This is a genomic window from Labrys okinawensis (assembly GCF_047345005.1).
Taxonomy (GTDB): Bacteria; Pseudomonadota; Alphaproteobacteria; order Rhizobiales; family Labraceae; genus Labrys; species Labrys okinawensis.
This window is the reverse complement of record NZ_CP178864.1, coordinates 1,036,978-1,052,462: the sequence shown is the minus strand read 5'-3', so window position 1 is coordinate 1,052,462 and position 15,485 is coordinate 1,036,978. Positions and strand designations below refer to the sequence as shown.

The following is a 15,485-nucleotide window of genomic DNA, read 5'->3' as shown; positions in this document are numbered from 1 at the left end:
CCTGACAAGAAGCGATCTATTGGCGTCATATCAACTCCCAGGTATCAGCTCGCGCACGGAAACCGGATGCGATGAAGCCTCTTCATAAGCGACACGCATAACCATTTTACGCAGGCAGCAGCCGTTCTTCGGATATTGCTATTTTTTGCTTTCAGCGCGCCGACCTCCCTGAAGCGGCGTAAATCCCCTCCCTTCGGCGGTGATTCCGCTATTTATAGGCCCGGAATTCGCTGCCAGACGAAATATCTGGCGCTATGCACCCCTACCTTTGGTGGTAGGTGGAAATCTGCGGTTGCGTGCAATTCTGGACGCTGAGCCATGTCTTAGGATTCCGAGCTAACGACCAAATTAGGTATGCCACGCTATGTCCGTCCAGTTGGTTCTCGCGATCTGTCTGGATTGAATATGAACATCCCTTTTGCAGAGCTTTCTTATACTTCTCGCTCCGGTCAGGTGTTGGACTCGCCGCTGGAGAACATTGGACACGAAAATACTTCGGATTACTCAACGAGTTTTTCCGAATATCCGGAAGCTGTCAAGTCGGAGATTTGTGTAATCTCCGAGACCATGCTCTTCAGAACCTGTCTGGCGCGCTGTTTAACATCAGCAATGACAGAATTTACTGTAAGCTCGTTTGCAAATATCGAAGAATGGTCGAAAAATACAGATCAGGGGCCGGCGAAGATCATACTTCTGTGTGCGAACGGCCAGAAGGAAACTGAAAAATTCATCAACGAAGGACTGGATGCCATTCTTCAGTTTGACGCTCGCGCACGGCCCGTCCTCATTTCCGATGTCGACCAGCCCAGCCAGATGATTGCGGCCCTGAACAAGGGCGCGAAAGGCTATGTGCCGATCAGCCTTGATCTGGAAATCGCCACCGGCGCGATCAAGCTGGTGGCGGTGGGAGGCACCTTCATTCCGGCCAGCGGTCTCCTGTCGGCAAGGCCCGTCAGTCAGCCAAGACCTGAGGCGCGGATGAGCAGCGAGCTGCTCACGGATCGGCAGGTCGCCGTCCTGGAACACCTGCGGAGAGGAGATCAAAACAAGATCATCGCTCACAAGATGAACATGAGCGAGGCGACCGTGAAAATCCATGTTCGCAATATGATGAAAAAATTGAAGGCAAAAAACAGGACGGAACTGGTCTGCCTTACAAACAAATTACTCGGGCTTTAGGGTTTCCCCTTGCAGCAGTACATTCCGCCCTGACCTCTATTGCCTGCCATTTCGAGCGCCACGAAGCGACGACGATACTCCTTGCGCCTCTTCAACCCGGCGTCGGCGCATGGGCCTGCCCCGCGGACGGCCGGTCGCGTGACCGGACTTCAGGTTCCCATTGCCTTCATTCGCCGTTATCGACTTCAAGACGGCGGCGCAATCGTCCCAACAGCAGCGTTGCCTCGCGCATGTCCTCTACGTCGATCGACGCGGCGAGCGCCTGCGCCCAGGGCTGCTGCAGGCGGGATGCAGCCGCATAGACCTCGCTTCCTTTCTGCGTGAGCACGACCAACCGGGCGCGGCGATGATTGGGATTGTCGCGGAAGGCAACGATGCCCTCCTCCGCCAGTTCGTTGATGATGCGCTGCACGCCCTGGCGGTTCAGCCCCATGGAGCGGGCGAGATGCGCGACAGGTTCGGGAGCCTGCGCCAGGGCGATCGCGCCCAGCACCTGCCAGCGCGCGCTGGTAAGGGCGAGGCCGGCTACCAGCTTGTCGCCCGCTGCAAGCAGGCGCCCATTAAGCCGGAAGATCTCGAGGATAAGGGCGGTGATCGCCTCGACAGATTGAGTCGCTTGCTCTGGCATCATTGACAATGAATAACCAAGTTGACAATATCTTGTCAATATGGGAGGTCGAGATGATCACCGGACAGATTGCGCTCATCCTTGCGGCCGCCTTCGCGGGCGCCGCCTTCTATGTCAACGTGGCGGAGCAGCCCGCCCGGCTTCGGCTGGGCGACGAGGCTCTCCTCGCGCAATGGAAGCCGAGCTATGCCCGCGGCTTCGCCATGCAGGCCAGCCTCGCCGTGATCGCGGGCATCTTCGGCCTCGTCGCAGCCTGGCAGAGCGGTGGCGACTGGCGCTGGCTTCTTGGCGCTGTGCTGATCCTCGCCAACTGGCCTTACACGCTGCTCGGCATCATGCCGACCAACAAGCGGCTGGAGGGGACGGCGGCCGAGGAAGCCGGCCCCGCCTCGCGCGCCCTGATCGAACGCTGGGGCAGGCTGCATGCCGGCCGCACCGGGCTGGGGATCGCCGCGACGCTGGCCTATCTGTGGGCGGCACAGTGAAGCCGAACCCGCCTCTCACGAGCACTCAAGCTCCTGTCTGAGCCAGGCACCAAAGGCCCTCACCTTGGCCGGCGGGCGTTCCCGCGCCGAGCCGACCAGCCAATAGGAAAGCCCCGTCGGCACAGGCGTAGGGAAGGGCGACACCAGCCTGCCGTCTCGCAGTGCATCCTGGGCCAGGGTTTGCCACCCGATCATCAGGCCTTGCCCGGCGATAGCGGCATCCAGACAGAGCGCGGCATCCGAAAAGGTCGGTCCGGCGCCGAGCGGCAAGCCAGGGTGACCCTGGGCGGCAAGCCAGATCTCCCAATTCTGCGGCGAGCCGTAATCGTGGATGACCGGGATGCGGGAGAGGTCGCCGACCCGGCGGACGGCACCCGCCAGCGCCGGCGAGCAGACCGGAAAGAGCGCCTGGTCGAGCAGATAGTCCGCCCGAACATTCGGCCAGGGGCCTGCGCCGACCCGCACCCCGACGTCGACATCCGAGGCGGTGAAATCAACCAGCCCCACCGAGGCATCGATACGCAACTGCAGGTCGGGATGCGCTTCGTGGAAGCGATGAAGCCGTGGCACCAGCCATTTCGAGGCGAAAACCGGTGCAACCGTCACCGTCAGCACATGCTCGGCACGAGCCTCCGCGACCGTCAGCGCCTGCGCGATCTCGCCAAACCCGCGCGAAAGTCCTGCCAGGAGTTGCTGGCCCAGCACGGTCGGCTCCAGTCCCCTGGGCGTGCGGCTGAAGATCGGCCGTCCCAGACGCTGTTCGGCCTTGAGCACCTGCTGGCTTACCGCACCCACCGTCACGCCGAGTTCCTCCGCCGCCCGGGCCATCGAGCCTAGCCGCCCGGCCGCCTCGACCGCCCGCAGGGCGTTCAACTGATATCGCAAAAGGCTGTCCATATAGTTTTACTAAAGGAAGGCAGTGCAAAACTCCATTTCTTTCGAGGCTCCGCGGGAAGAAGGTCCGATCGTCAGAGAAAGGAGAGAACCATGCAGACATCGAGGATCCTGCAGATCATTCGCAGCCGCTGGCTCGGCGTGGCTGCCTTCTACGACGAGGCGCCGGAGCCGCTCGACCATCCCAGCCTGCGGGGAATGAGCCCACGGGAACTGGCGGATCTACCGCTCGAACGATGGGAGCGCGTACATGCCCACCCGCCTTCGGAAGCCGCAGTTTGCGAAAAAAGGGCATCGAGAGGGTAGGCGCCTCACTTCTTGAGCACATCAGTTCAAGCGCAGGCGGAGCGCCCATCGGCGCGGACTTTGGTCGATGAAGGCGACAGAAACATCGTCCCTTTGAGCGCAGCGAAGCACTGATGGGTTGGGCCTGTGTTCCCTATTGCCAAGTTGGCGTCGATGGACGGGCCCCAAGGCTCACACCGAGTCATACACCTTCTTTAGCTGAACTATATCCGGCGTCATCATCTGCACGGGCACGTCCATCCCCCAAGTCGCCTTGGCGGTCGGCATCGGCAAACAGCTTGCCGAGCACGGTGGACACGATCTGCCAAAAGACCTCCGCGCGCCGGGCTAGATCGGCCTCGATCGATCCGCCTCCAGCCATTTGTCGAAGAAATAGGCGATCTGCCTGTGCCACCAGGGCCAGTCGTGGCTAACGTCCTGGCCCCAGAGATCGACCCAGGCGGGAACGGCCTTGTCGCGCAGCACCGCTTCCAGGCGCTGCAGGTCCTCGACCATCGGTTGTTCCCAGGCGCCCTGGCCGCAGCAGAAGAACAGGCGGCGGGAGCGGAGGAGATCCAGCGTCCCGCCATCGGGCAGGCCGGGCAGATAGTCCACCGGCGAGTTGAAATAGATCTGCCCATCCAGTGCAGCACCGAAGAAATGGCGCGTGGAATAGACGCCGCTCAGCGCCACCACGCCGGCCACCCAGTCTGGGAAGCGGAACAGGAAATTGCTGGCGTGGAAGGCGCCCATCGAGCAGCCGGAAAGGATGGGCTTGCGCCCGCCCACATGCAGGATCTCGGGCAGAAGTTCCTCGCGCAGATAGCGGAAATAGGCCTCGTGACGGCCAATGCGGCCTTGCAGATCGTGGCTTTTCGAGAAGAAGCTCTCGCCGTCGACGCCGTCAACCGTCCACACCCTGAGCTCGCCTGCCTCGATGCGGTCGGCCAGCGCGCCGATGCCGCCGGAATCCTCATATTGGTAGAAGCGGCCATTCGAGGTGGGGAAGATCAGCACCGGGCGGCCGGCATGGCCATAGGTCTTGAACTCCATCTCCCTGCCAAGGTGATGGCTGAACCTTTTGTGATACTCGATCTGCAACGCCTACTCCGTAGCCTGGATGAAGCGCACGATCGCTTTCACCTCGTCGAAATCTTCCGAGCGGAACTGATAGGCGAAATTGCCCATCGCCCGGCTGAACACATCCTCGATCGGCGCGAAATGCACGATCCTGTCGCCGTGAGCCGCGAGGATGGCCCGATGATCATGGACATAACGGATATGCTTCTTGCGGCTGGCATAGCCGACGAAATAGCGCCCTTTGAACGGCCCGCCGGCCCTGTTGTGCACCACCATCCCGGCCCATTCGCGATAGACATCCATGTCATAGGCGTAGTTGATGGCGTCAGTCATCCAGGCGCCAGGCGGGCGCATGTTGATCTCCAGCGCCACGATACGCTGGTCGGCCCGGGTCTGGAAGAATTCGATATGGAAGAATTTCTCGCGGATGTCGAAGGCGGCCATGGCAGCCCGCCCGGCCTTCTCCACCTCGGGATCGATAGTGGGCAGGCAGTAGTAATTGAGGTGGTAGTCGGCATTCACCACCCCCATGATGCTCTGCTCGAAGCGGTGGCTGGCGGCGAAGACGATGCGCCCGTCGCGATCGACCAGCCCGTCATAGGTGAGGATGATGCCATCGATGAACTGTTCGCAGACATAGCTGACACCGGGCAGCTTCGCCCTTTCGAAGGCATCGATATCCTCGGCCGCGGCGATCTTCGTCGTGTTGCTGGCGCCCGAGCCCTGGTCCGGCTTGATCACGATCGGATAGCCGACACGGGCGATGAAGGCCTCGACGCCGGCGCGGTCGAGATATTTTTCCTGCCGGATGGTCTCGATGCCCGCCTTGTCGAAGAAGTCGCGCATCTTGGACTTGTGCTTCAAATTCTCGACGAAATCGCGCCTGATGCCGGGAATGTTGAAGTCGGTGCGGATGCCGGCATCCTGCTCGAGCCAATGCTCGTTGAGGGATTCGAAACGGTCGATCCGTCCCCAGCGATGGATGAAATGACCCATGGCGCGCAGCACCTGGTCCTCGTTCTCCATGTCGGCGATGCGATAATATTCGTTGAGCGCACCCTTGAGCTTGGGGCTGAGCCCTTCATAGGGTGCATCGCCTATGCCCAGAACAGTGGCGCCAGCCTGCCGCAGGCGGTCGCAGAATTCCGCGCCATTGACGGGAAAATGCGGGGAAAAGAACACGAACTTCAAGGAGGGAAGCTCCAGGCGGGAGAAGTTGCACCCGCTTACAACAAGAGCTGGGGAAATTGAAGCGTGGGATCCCAGGCAACCTTGCCGTAGGCGCTAACCTTGCAGAAAGTGGCGCACGGAACGCGGAGTGGCGATCTCCGATCGCCATCTTCTTCACCGGCAAACACATCGTTTCCAAGATCGGCGATCAGAGATCGCCGCTCCAAGCCAGTGCCCTCCCACCCAAAGTTGCAGCCCATGGGCAGGGATGCATGCGATCCCAGGCAAAGAAGCCGGCTGAAAAGCCGGCTCTTCCAGCTTATTTGTTTACCATCGGCAGGTTCAGGCCCTGCTCCTTGGCGCAATCAATCGCGATCTGGTAGCCGGCGTCGGCATGACGCATCACGCCGGTGCCGGGATCGTTGACCAGCACGCGGGCGAGGCGGCGGTCGGCGTCTTCGGTGCCGTCGCAGACGATGACCATGCCCGAATGCTGCGAGAAGCCCATGCCGACGCCACCGCCATGGTGCAGCGACACCCAGGTCGCACCCGAAGCGGTGTTGAGCAAGGCGTTGAGCAGCGGCCAGTCGGACACGGCGTCCGAGCCGTCGCGCATGGATTCGGTTTCGCGGTTGGGCGAGGAGACCGAGCCTGAATCGAGATGGTCGCGGCCGATGACGATCGGGGCGGAGAGTTCGCCAGTACGCACCATCTCGTTGAAGGCGAGGCCAAGGCGGTGACGCTGGCCGAGGCCCACCCAGCAGATGCGGGCCGGCAGGCCCTGGAAGGCGATGCGCTCGCTGGCCATGTCGAGCCAGTTGTGCAGGTGCTTGTCGTCGGGGATCAGCTCCTTGACCTTGGCGTCGGTCTTGGCGATATCGGCCGGATCGCCCGAGAGCGCGGCCCAGCGGAACGGGCCGATGCCGCGGCAGAACAGCGGGCGGATATAGGCGGGCACGAAGCCGGGGAAATCGAAGGCGTTGTCGACGCCGACTTCCTGGGCCATCTGGCGGATATTGTTGCCGTAGTCGAAGGTCGGGACGCCCATTTGCTGGAAGGCGAGCATGGCACGCACATGGACGGCCATCGACTTCTTGGCCTCGGCGACGACATGAGCCGGCTCGGTGCGGGCGCGCTCCTTGTACTCGGCCCAGGTCCAGCCGATCGGCAGGTATCCGTTCAGCGGGTCATGCGCGGAGGTCTGGTCGGTGACCATGTCGGGACGGACGCCGCGGCGTACCAGCTCGGGCAGGATCTCGGCAGCGTTGCCGAGCAGGGCGATCGAGACCGCCTCCTTGCGATCGCAATGATGCTTGATGAGCTCGAGCGCGTCGTCAAGATCCTTGGCCTGCTTGTCGACATAGCGGGTGCGCAGACGGAAATCGATGCTCTGCTGCTGGCACTCTATGTTCAGCGAAACCGCGCCGGCGAGGGTTGCGGCCAGCGGCTGGGCGCCGCCCATGCCGCCAAGGCCCGCGGTCAACACCCAGCGGCCCGCGAGGTCGCCGCCATAATGCTGGCGGCCGGCTTCGACGAAGGTCTCGTAAGTACCCTGCACGATGCCCTGCGAACCGATATAGATCCAGGAACCGGCCGTCATCTGGCCGTACATCATCAGTCCCTCGGCATCGAGCTGGTTGAACTTCTCCCAGGTCGCCCAATGGGGCACGAGGTTGGAGTTGGCGATGAGTACGCGCGGAGCATCGGCATGGGTCTTGAACACGCCGACCGGCTTGCCAGACTGGACCAGCAGCGTCTCGTCATTGTTCAGGGTCTTGAGCGTGCGCACGATGGTGTCGAAGCTCTCCCAGTCGCGGGCGGCGCGGCCGATACCGCCATAAACAACCAGCTCCTTGGGGTTCTCCGCAACGTCGGGATCGAGATTGTTCATGAGCATGCGCAGCGGCGCTTCGGTCAACCAGCTCTTGGCATTGAGCTGGGTCCCACGCGGCGCGCGGATTTCGACATCACGGAAACGAGCGTTGCTAAGCATGTATAGAGCCTCTCATGATTTGTATATACAAGTAAGGCGAAAAATTGGGGCGTTGTCAAGAGGAGAGACGACATTCGAGGCGCTCCTGGGACCGCAGGCGTCTCGCCTGCATCTTCCTCTCCTGCAGGCAACTCGTTTCCAAGAGCAGGCGAGACGCCTGCGGTCCCAGGAACGCTTCCCAGCTTACCCCACCCTGTTGGACTGCCTTCTATTCTCGATCCTGTATCGCCCGCCGGGAAGCAGCAATCGCACGGAGGTCACCACGTGATCCGGCGGCTCGATATCCTCGCCCTCCGGCGCCGGCGCGCCAATCCAGCCCGTCGCCCAGGTGCGGCGCCGGATCAGCAGGCAGGGATCGGCGCGCGAAATCGCCAGCAGCTTGCATTCCCAGGGCTGGGGCAGCACCGCCTCGATCCGATGCTCCGCCTCGCTCCAGGGCACCACGGCGCTCAGCACCTCGTTGGGCGTCAGTTTCGAAAAATCCGCCGTGAGATAGTCCGGCACCACCAGCGGATTGACGAAGCGATCCTCGAGCTGGATCGGCACATCATTCTCGCAATGCACAATGATTGAGTGAAAAACCGGGCTGCCGAGCGTCAATTCGAGGAGATCGGCCACATCCGGCGTCGCCTTGAGCGTATCGAGCAGCAGTACCTGCGCACTGTAGTCATGGCCGCGACCGCGAATCTCGTCGGCGATGTTGCTGACGGCGAAGACATCCGAGCGGCTGTTGCCGCCAGCCACGAAGGAACCCCGGCCCTGCATGCGCACCAGCACGCCTTCCAGACTCAACTCGCGCAGCGCCCGGTTGACCGTCATGCGGCTGACGCCGAGCTGCTCGACCAGCTCGCTTTCAGAGGGAATGCGATGCTCCGGCGGCCATTCGCCACTGCGCACACGCGTCAGGATATGTTGCTTCACCTCGGCATAGAGCGGTGTGGGGGCGATATCCGGCTTCTTTTCCGGCACCATGCTCATATTTGCAGCATCCTTCAAAAAAGAGTCACGCCAGCATCGCTCCGTGCTTGCACCTTCTGAAAAATTATGTATAGAGCTTATACATACAAGTTGCGCACACATCGGTACCAAATATGCCCGATTCCCGTCCACAACTCCAGAGCGCTCATGTCCTGCATGCAAGCAGGGCCCTTCTGCCGGATGGCTGGGCGGCGAACGTGCGGATCGATATCGACGCGGCGGGCCTGATCACCACGGTGAGGCCAAATGCGCAGGTCGAGGGGGCGGAGATCGCCGCCGGACCGGTGGTGCCGACCCTGCCCAACCTCCACTCCCACGCCTTCCAGCGCGCCATGGCCGGCCTTGCCGAGGTTTCCGGCGCCGGCAATGACAGTTTCTGGACCTGGCGCGAGGAGATGTACCGCACAGTCGGCGAGGTCACGCCCGAGGATGTGCAGGCGATCGCCACGCGGCTCTATGTCGATCTCCTGAAATCCGGCTTCGGCGCGATCGCCGAGTTCCACTACCTCCACCACGACAAGTCCGGCGCCACATATGCCGACCGCGCCGAGATGTCGAAGCGCATCCTCGCCGCCGCCGAGGCCAGCGGCATAGGGATGACGCTGCTGCCCGTCTTCTATGCCCACGCCAATTTCGGCGGCATCGCCCCGCATGAGGGCCAGCGCCGCTTCATCCACGATATCGACGGCTTCGAGAGGCTGATGGGCGAACTTGGCCCCGCTTGCGGGCAAGCCGGCGCCACGCTCGGTTATGCCTTCCACTCCTTGCGCGCCGCCACGCCGGAGGAGATGAATGCGCTGCTGGCAAGCCTGCCCAAGAGCGGCCCGCTCCACATCCATATCGCCGAGCAGCAGAAGGAAGTGGACGATTCCATCGCATGGAGCGGCAAGCGGCCGATGCAATGGCTGTTCGACCACATGCCTGTGGACCAGCGCTGGTGCCTGATCCACGCGACCCACGCCAATCCGTCCGAGGTCGAGCGCATGGCGGAGAGCGGCGCCGTGGCAGGGCTCTGCCCGGCAACGGAAGCCAATCTCGGTGACGGCATCTTCGAGGCGGTCGCCTATCGAGGCAGGCAGGGGCGCCTTGGCGTCGGCACCGACAGCCATATCTCGACCAGTGTCGCCGAGGAACTGCGCACGCTCGAATATTCGCAGCGCCTGCGCGACGAGCGCCGCAACCGCCTCGCCGATGGCCCGCACCGCTCCGTTGGCCGCGACATCTACGACGCTGCGCTCGCTGGCGGCGCCCAGGCGCTGGGCCAGCCGATCGGTGCGATCGCACCCGGCAAGCTCGCCAGTCTCGTTGTTCTGGACGGCGATGACGCTTTTATGGACACCGCCAAAAATGACGCCATACTCGACCGGTGGCTGTTCGCACTCGGCGATCGTGCGGTGAGGGATGTCATGGTGGCGGGGCAGTGGCGCATCCGCGAGGGGCGTCACGACCAGGACGAAACCATCAACGCGGCGTTCAAGACCGCGATCAGGAATCTGGCCCGCCATTAGGCGTACTAGAAAGACAACATGAACCCACAGGGGACCAAACCATGAGAAAGACCCTCATATCCACCGCACTGCTGGCGCTCGCCACCTTCGTGGCTGCGCCTGCCGTGCAGGCCAAGGACTGGAAGACCGTTACCATCGGTCTTGAAGGCGCCTATGAGCCCTGGAACCTGACCAAGCCCGACGGCACGATGGACGGCTTCGAAATCGATCTGGCCAACGATCTGTGCGCCCGCATGAAGGTCGAGTGCAAATTCATCGCCCAGGATTGGGATGGCATGATCGCCGGCCTCAATGCCGGCAAGTTCGACGTGATCATGGACGCCATGTCGATCACGCCCGAGCGCGAGCAGCAGGTCGGCTTTTCGCGTCCCTATGCCCAGACCCCCGCCGGCTTTGCCGGCCTGAAGAGCAGCGACCTCGCCAAGATGGAAGGCACGGGCACCACCGTGACGCTCTCGGCTGATGTCGGCATGGACAACCCGGCGATCGTCGCGCTTCGCAAGGCCCTGACCGGTAAGACCATCGGCATCCAGACCGCCACCGTCTACACCGACTTCATCAAGAAGAACTTCGGCGATATCGCCACCATCACCGAGTACAAGACCTCGCCCGAGCATGACCTCGATGTCACAGCCGGCCGCATCGACGTCGCCTTCGACGACGACACCTATTTCACCTCGGCCTTCTCCAAGCCGGGCAATGACCAGATGACGCTGGTCGGCCCGCAGATCGCCGGCGTGATCTGGGGCAAGGGCATCGGCCCGGCCTTCCGCAAGTCCGATACAGACCTGCGCGACATGTTCGACAAGGCCATCGGCGAAGCGACTGCCGACGGCACGCTGAAGAAGCTCAGCATGAAGTGGTTCAAGCTGGACGTGACGCCCGTCGCGACCAACTAAGGTCCGGGCTCAGGGCCCTTCCCGTCCGGGGAGGGCCTCTTGGCAATGTCGGCTCTCAATTCGGTTCTCTGGGATGAGGACAGCGATGACCGATACAACACCCCATGGGGTGGATCGGCCCATATCTTGCTTTCCAAATCGCATGACTGGCTGAGCTGCTTAACTTCGCTGGCCTGCCCTTGAGCAAAACGCGTTTAGGCAGAAACGTTGCTTCGCTCAGACTCTTTGTTTCGACGCGTCTTTGCGATTCCTGGCGATGCGGCCAAATCGCAAAGCGCCTTAGAGGAGAGCCCAACCGTGGATATCTTCAGCACCCTGATCGAAAGGGTGACCTATCTCGTTTCCCTACTTGGCTTCGGCCAGAACGGATGGGGCCTTTATTTGGTCGGCGGCGCAATCATGACGGTTGCGGTCACGCTGACCGCCATGGTCATCGGCGCGATCGTCGGCTCCTTCGTGACCTGGGCCAAGCTCTCGGACAACCTGCCGGCGAAGCTGCTCGGCAATGCCTATACCGTCATCCTGCGCGGCGCGCCGGAACTGCTCATCATCTACATGGTGTATTTCGGCGGGGTGGTCGACATCATCGGCAACACGCTCGGTGCCTTCGGCCTGGGTGACAGCAACATCATCAACTCCTTCCTCGCCGGAGCGCTGGGTGTCGGCCTGATCTCGGCCGCCTATCAGACCGAGGTCTTTCGCGGTGCCTACACGGCGATCGGCAAGGGCGAGATCGAGGCGGCACGCGCCATCGGCATGCCACGCTTCATGCGCTTCCGTCGCATCATCGCGCCGCAGATCATGCGCTTCGCCATCCCGGGCCTCGGCAATGTCTTCCAGCTCAGCGTCAAGGATTCGGCCCTGATTTCCGTCACCGGCCTGGTCGAGATCATGAATGCCAGCAACAAGGCGGCGGGTTCGACCAAGCAGTTCTTCCTGTTCTTCATCGTGGGCGCCTGTCTCTATCTCGTCCTGACCAGCTTCTCGACCCGGTTCTTCAATGCCGGTGAGCGCTATGTCGGCAAGAGCTTCCGCCGCCCGGTGGGGATGTAGGTGCCGCCATGGATAGCAACTTTCTCATCACGACCTTCCAGCAGATCCTCGCGGTGCTCCCCACCACTCTAGGGCTCTTCGCCTTGTCCGTGCCCATCGGCGCTGTGTTTGCGGTTTTCATCCTGTGGATGCGGATGAGCGCCAACCCGATCCTGTCCGGCATCGCGAAGACCTACATCTTCTTCTTCCGCGGCACGCCGCTGCTGATCCAGATGTTCCTCATCTTCTTCGGCCTGGCCCAGTTCCAGTTCTTCCACCTGCCGGTGTTCTGGGTCATCCTGGCGAACCGCTTCTGGACGGCCGTGATCTGCCTGGCCTTCTGCACGGCCGCTTATTCGGCCGAGATTTTCCGCGGCGGCCTGCTGGCTGTGCCATCCAAGGAAATTGAAGCCGGCCGCGCCATCGGCATGTCGGGCTTCAAGCTGCTGCGCCGGATCATCGCGCCCAGCGCTCTGCGCCAGGCCTTGCCGGCCTATTCCACCGAAGTGGTGCTGATGCTCAAATCCACCTCGCTCGCCGGCCTGCTTGGCGTGGTCGAAATGACGGGTATCGCCCAGAAGATCGGCCGCCAGACCTTGCATGAAGTGCTGACCTTGTGCCTTGCCGGTATCGTCTACCTTGTGATCGGCTTCCTCGTCATCCTGCTGCTCGGCTGGTTCGAGCGCCTGCTCTCTCCCCATCTTCGCGTCATGCCGCCCAGTGCGCAGACACCCCGCACGATCGTCGGCTGAAAGGAACCATGATGGCCGCCTCCAGCGAAATCGCCCTCAGCGTCAAGAATATCCACAAGTCCTTCGGCAATCACGAGGTGCTCAAGGGCATCTCGCTCGATGCGCATGAAGGCGACGTGATCTCGATCCTCGGTGCCTCCGGCTCGGGCAAGAGCACGTTCCTGCGCTGCATCAACCTGCTCGAAACGCCGGACGAGGGCGAGATCGTTGTCGCCGGCGAGAAACTCGAAATGCGCCGCAACAAGACGGGCCACCTCGCGCCCGCCAACGGCAAGCAGGTGGATCGCATCCGTTCCGAACTCGGCATGGTGTTCCAGAGCTTCAATCTCTGGTCGCACATGACCATCCTGCAGAACCTGATCGAAGGCCCCGTGCATGTGCTCAAGCGCCCCAAGGCCGAATGCATCGAGGAAGCTGAGGCACTGCTGCAGCGCGTGGGCCTGGCCGAGCGGCGTAACTACTACCCCTCGCATCTGTCGGGTGGCCAGCAGCAGCGCGCTGCCATCGCCCGTGCCCTGGCGATGAAGCCCAAGGTCATGCTGTTCGATGAGCCGACCTCGGCACTCGACCCGGAACTCGTCGGCGAAGTGCTGCGCGTCATGCGCGGCCTTGCCGAGGAAGGCCGCACCATGCTGGTAGTCACTCACGAAATGGGATTTGCCCGCAACGTCTCCAACCGCGTGCTCTTCCTGCACAAAGGTGAGGTGGAAGCGGACGGATCGCCGGACGAATTGTTCAAGCACATGAAGTCGGAGCGATTCAAGCAGTTCATCTCGAACCAGCAGCATCATTAGGAGGTGAGTTCCCAGTTGGCGCGACTCGCCCCACGAAGCTGGGGTATCGCGCACTCAGTTTGTGCGCTGGGGCCGACGAAGCCGGCTCGGAAGGGGCGTGGGCCGCTTGCGAATAAACAAAGAGAATAAGGCCCTGATTCATAAGGGACCCGAGCCTTTTCCTTAGAAGTCGAGCCCATCGGGCCACACCCGCTCCGTCACTGCTTCGCAATGCCATCTCCCCCAGCTTCGTGGGGGAGGCTCAAGTAACGCCTCTTTTCAGTAAGTTACCAATGTCCGTCACCCTCGATCGTCCCCTCACCTGGCAGCAGGCTGCCGCCGTCGCCGCTGGCGAGCCTCTCCTCCTTTCAGATGCCGCCTGGCAGCGTCTGGCGCATGCCCGCGCCATCGTCGATGCCATCGTCGAGCGCGGCATCCTCGCCTATGGTGTGAACACAGGCGTCGGTGGCCTTGCCAATGTCATCGTCGACAGGCCGAAGCAGCGCCAGCTCTCGCGCAATATCATCATGAGCCACGCCGTAGGCGTCGGTGCCCCGCTCGGCAGGGTGGAGACGCGGGCGATCATCACCGCCGCCATCAACAACTACGCCCATGGCCATTCCGGCGTGCGCCCGGCGCTGGTCGAACAGATGCTCGCCTTGCTAGCGCATGACTGCATTCCCGAAGTGCCCTCGCTCGGCTCGGTCGGCTATCTCAGCCATATGGCCCATATCGCCCTCGTGCTCATCGGCGAGGGCTTCGCCATGCATGAAGGCCAACGCCTCCCCGGCGCCGAGGCGCTCGCCCGCATCGGCCGCGACCCCCTGGTGCTGGAGGCCAAGGAGGGGCTGAGTCTCGTCAACGGCTCACCCTGCGTCACGGGTCTCTCGGCACTGGCGATGGGCCGGTCGCATCGCCTCATCGGCTGGGCCGATGTCGCGGCGGCGATGAGCTTCGAGAACCTGCGCAGCCAGCCTGTGGCTTTCGATGCCGTCTCGCTCGCCTTGCGCGTCTCCGATGGCATGCAGGAGACCGGGCAGCGCATGCGCGCGTTGCTCGAAGGCAGCGCCATCCTCGCTGCCGCGGCCGGCAGGCAAACCCAGGATTCGCTCAGCCTCCGGGCGGTGCCGCATGTGCATGGCGCCGTGCGCGACGCCCTCGCCACGATCGGCGCCACGGTGGACCGGGAACTCGCCTCCGTGAGCGACAATCCGGCCGTGATGGGCACGCCCGAAGCGCCGCAGGTCTATTCCGAAGCGCATGCCGTGGCTCCCCACATCGCGCTTGCCATGGACCAGGCCGGCATCGCCGTCGCCGAACTCGCCGCCATGGCCGAGCGGCGCCTCGATCGGCTGGTCAATCCGCATGTGTCGGGCCTCCCCGCCTTTCTCGCCGCCGACAGCGGCGTTGCCTCGGGCTTCATGATCGCCCAATACACGGCTGCCTCGCTGGTCGGCTACAATCGCCGCCTCGCCAGCCCCGCCAGCCTCGACGGCGGCGTCACCTCCGGCCTGCAGGAGGACCACCTCACCCACGCGACGCCGGCGGCGCTGAAGACCCTGCAGATACTCGACAATGCCGAGCACATCCTCGCCATCGAACTGCTCGCCAACGCCCAGGCCTATGACCTGCAGGAAGGCGAGCACGCCCGCGCGCCCGGCACTGAAATCTTCTATCGCGATATCCGCAGCGCCATCCCGCCCTACCGCGACGACCGCCCGCTTGCGGGGGATATTGCCGCGGCTCGGGGCATTTTGCAGCGGGGAGATGCTGGCAGCGCCTAAAGCCAAATGCGTTGAGGCCGGAGCGGATTTCCAAATTATCGCATT

General features: G+C 62.7%; 15 protein-coding genes. 9 read left to right on the top strand and 6 right to left on the bottom strand.

The genetic code is table 11. The features are described 5' to 3' along the window. Window positions 1-405 precede the first annotated feature (405 nt). Window positions 406-1,179, top strand: coding sequence for a LuxR C-terminal-related transcriptional regulator (locus tag ACMDCR_RS05050; protein ID WP_413991469.1), 774 nt, complete (start codon window positions 406-408; stop codon window positions 1,177-1,179). Between the two features lie 166 nt (window positions 1,180-1,345). Here the strand turns inward: ACMDCR_RS05050 and ACMDCR_RS05045 are convergent, their stop codons facing one another. Further along, window positions 1,346-1,810, bottom strand: coding sequence for a MarR family winged helix-turn-helix transcriptional regulator (locus ACMDCR_RS05045; RefSeq protein ID WP_413991468.1), 465 nt, complete (start codon window positions 1,808-1,810; stop codon window positions 1,346-1,348). Between the two features lie 50 nt (window positions 1,811-1,860). Between ACMDCR_RS05045 and ACMDCR_RS05040 the strand changes: the two genes are divergently transcribed. Next, on the top strand, window positions 1,861-2,292 hold the full coding sequence (locus ACMDCR_RS05040; RefSeq protein ID WP_413991467.1) for a DUF1772 domain-containing protein: 432 nt from the start codon (window positions 1,861-1,863) through the stop codon (window positions 2,290-2,292). Between the two features lie 15 nt (window positions 2,293-2,307). Here ACMDCR_RS05040 and ACMDCR_RS05035 read toward each other — a convergent pair whose 3' ends face one another. Next, window positions 2,308-3,189: a LysR substrate-binding domain-containing protein gene (locus ACMDCR_RS05035; protein WP_413991466.1), complete on the bottom strand. Its 882-nt coding sequence runs from the start codon at window positions 3,187-3,189 to the stop codon at window positions 2,308-2,310. 90 nt (window positions 3,190-3,279) lie between these two features. Here ACMDCR_RS05035 and ACMDCR_RS05030 point away from each other — a divergent pair, with 90 nt between their 5' ends. Beyond that, on the top strand, window positions 3,280-3,492 hold the full coding sequence (locus ACMDCR_RS05030) for a hypothetical protein (protein ID WP_413991465.1): 213 nt from the start codon (window positions 3,280-3,282) through the stop codon (window positions 3,490-3,492). 327 nt (window positions 3,493-3,819) lie between these two features. Here ACMDCR_RS05030 and ACMDCR_RS05025 read toward each other — a convergent pair whose 3' ends face one another. The 4 genes from ACMDCR_RS05025 to hutC all read right to left on the bottom strand — a co-directional run bounded on the left by ACMDCR_RS05025 (window position 3,820) and on the right by hutC (window position 8,692). After that, the gene (locus tag ACMDCR_RS05025) at window positions 3,820-4,572 is read right to left on the bottom strand and encodes an esterase family protein (protein WP_413991464.1); all 753 of its coding nucleotides are present in this window, start codon (window positions 4,570-4,572) and stop codon (window positions 3,820-3,822) included. 3 nt (window positions 4,573-4,575) lie between these two features. Beyond that, on the bottom strand, window positions 4,576-5,733 hold the full coding sequence (locus tag ACMDCR_RS05020; RefSeq protein WP_413993539.1) for an ATP-grasp domain-containing protein: 1,158 nt from the start codon (window positions 5,731-5,733) through the stop codon (window positions 4,576-4,578). A 307-nt stretch (window positions 5,734-6,040) separates the two neighbouring features. Beyond that, window positions 6,041-7,714, bottom strand: coding sequence for a urocanate hydratase (gene hutU / locus ACMDCR_RS05015; protein ID WP_413991463.1), 1,674 nt, complete (start codon window positions 7,712-7,714; stop codon window positions 6,041-6,043). A 183-nt stretch (window positions 7,715-7,897) separates the two neighbouring features. Next, on the bottom strand, window positions 7,898-8,692 hold the full coding sequence (gene hutC / locus ACMDCR_RS05010) for a histidine utilization repressor (RefSeq protein WP_413991462.1): 795 nt from the start codon (window positions 8,690-8,692) through the stop codon (window positions 7,898-7,900). Between the two features lie 113 nt (window positions 8,693-8,805). On the opposite strand from hutC, the gene ACMDCR_RS05005 reads away from it, so the two are divergent. From ACMDCR_RS05005 to ACMDCR_RS04980, 6 genes are all read left to right on the top strand, one after another. Beyond that, the gene (locus ACMDCR_RS05005) at window positions 8,806-10,200 is read left to right on the top strand and encodes a formimidoylglutamate deiminase (protein ID WP_413991461.1); all 1,395 of its coding nucleotides are present in this window, start codon (window positions 8,806-8,808) and stop codon (window positions 10,198-10,200) included. 41 nt (window positions 10,201-10,241) lie between these two features. Further along, entirely contained in the window at window positions 10,242-11,099 is an 858-nt protein-coding gene (locus ACMDCR_RS05000) for a transporter substrate-binding domain-containing protein (protein ID WP_413991460.1), read from the top strand. Window positions 11,100-11,498: 399 nt separating this feature from the next. Beyond that, entirely contained in the window at window positions 11,499-12,152 is a 654-nt protein-coding gene (locus ACMDCR_RS04995; RefSeq protein ID WP_413993538.1) for an ABC transporter permease, read from the top strand. Between the two features lie 8 nt (window positions 12,153-12,160). Continuing rightward, window positions 12,161-12,883 carry an ABC transporter permease gene (locus ACMDCR_RS04990; RefSeq protein ID WP_413991459.1) on the top strand — a complete coding sequence of 241 codons (723 nt, stop codon included), beginning with the start codon at window positions 12,161-12,163 and terminating at the stop codon, window positions 12,881-12,883. An 11-nt stretch (window positions 12,884-12,894) separates the two neighbouring features. Next, complete coding sequence (locus tag ACMDCR_RS04985; protein WP_413993537.1) at window positions 12,895-13,677, top strand: ABC transporter ATP-binding protein; 783 nt, start codon at window positions 12,895-12,897, stop codon at window positions 13,675-13,677. Window positions 13,678-13,949: 272 nt separating this feature from the next. Further along, complete coding sequence (locus ACMDCR_RS04980; RefSeq protein WP_413991458.1) at window positions 13,950-15,440, top strand: HAL/PAL/TAL family ammonia-lyase; 1,491 nt, start codon at window positions 13,950-13,952, stop codon at window positions 15,438-15,440. Window positions 15,441-15,485: the final 45 nt, after the last annotated feature.

What these genes read in the sequence shown, in the direction of transcription:
- ACMDCR_RS05050 (WP_413991469.1), top strand. Translation starts at nt 406, where the DNA reads ATGAACATCCCTTTTGCAGAGCTTTCTTATACTTCTCGCTCCGGTCAG.
- ACMDCR_RS05045 (WP_413991468.1), bottom strand. Translation starts at nt 1,810, where the DNA reads ATGATGCCAGAGCAAGCGACTCAATCTGTCGAGGCGATCACCGCCCTT.
- ACMDCR_RS05040 (WP_413991467.1), top strand. Translation starts at nt 1,861, where the DNA reads ATGATCACCGGACAGATTGCGCTCATCCTTGCGGCCGCCTTCGCGGGC.
- ACMDCR_RS05035 (WP_413991466.1), bottom strand. Translation starts at nt 3,189, where the DNA reads ATGGACAGCCTTTTGCGATATCAGTTGAACGCCCTGCGGGCGGTCGAG.
- ACMDCR_RS05030 (WP_413991465.1), top strand. Translation starts at nt 3,280, where the DNA reads ATGCAGACATCGAGGATCCTGCAGATCATTCGCAGCCGCTGGCTCGGC.
- hutU (WP_413991463.1), bottom strand. Translation starts at nt 7,714, where the DNA reads ATGCTTAGCAACGCTCGTTTCCGTGATGTCGAAATCCGCGCGCCGCGT.
- hutC (WP_413991462.1), bottom strand. Translation starts at nt 8,692, where the DNA reads ATGAGCATGGTGCCGGAAAAGAAGCCGGATATCGCCCCCACACCGCTC.
- ACMDCR_RS05005 (WP_413991461.1), top strand. Translation starts at nt 8,806, where the DNA reads ATGCCCGATTCCCGTCCACAACTCCAGAGCGCTCATGTCCTGCATGCA.
- ACMDCR_RS05000 (WP_413991460.1), top strand. Translation starts at nt 10,242, where the DNA reads ATGAGAAAGACCCTCATATCCACCGCACTGCTGGCGCTCGCCACCTTC.
- ACMDCR_RS04995 (WP_413993538.1), top strand. Translation starts at nt 11,499, where the DNA reads ATGACGGTTGCGGTCACGCTGACCGCCATGGTCATCGGCGCGATCGTC.
- ACMDCR_RS04990 (WP_413991459.1), top strand. Translation starts at nt 12,161, where the DNA reads ATGGATAGCAACTTTCTCATCACGACCTTCCAGCAGATCCTCGCGGTG.
- ACMDCR_RS04985 (WP_413993537.1), top strand. Translation starts at nt 12,895, where the DNA reads ATGGCCGCCTCCAGCGAAATCGCCCTCAGCGTCAAGAATATCCACAAG.
- ACMDCR_RS04980 (WP_413991458.1), top strand. Translation starts at nt 13,950, where the DNA reads ATGTCCGTCACCCTCGATCGTCCCCTCACCTGGCAGCAGGCTGCCGCC.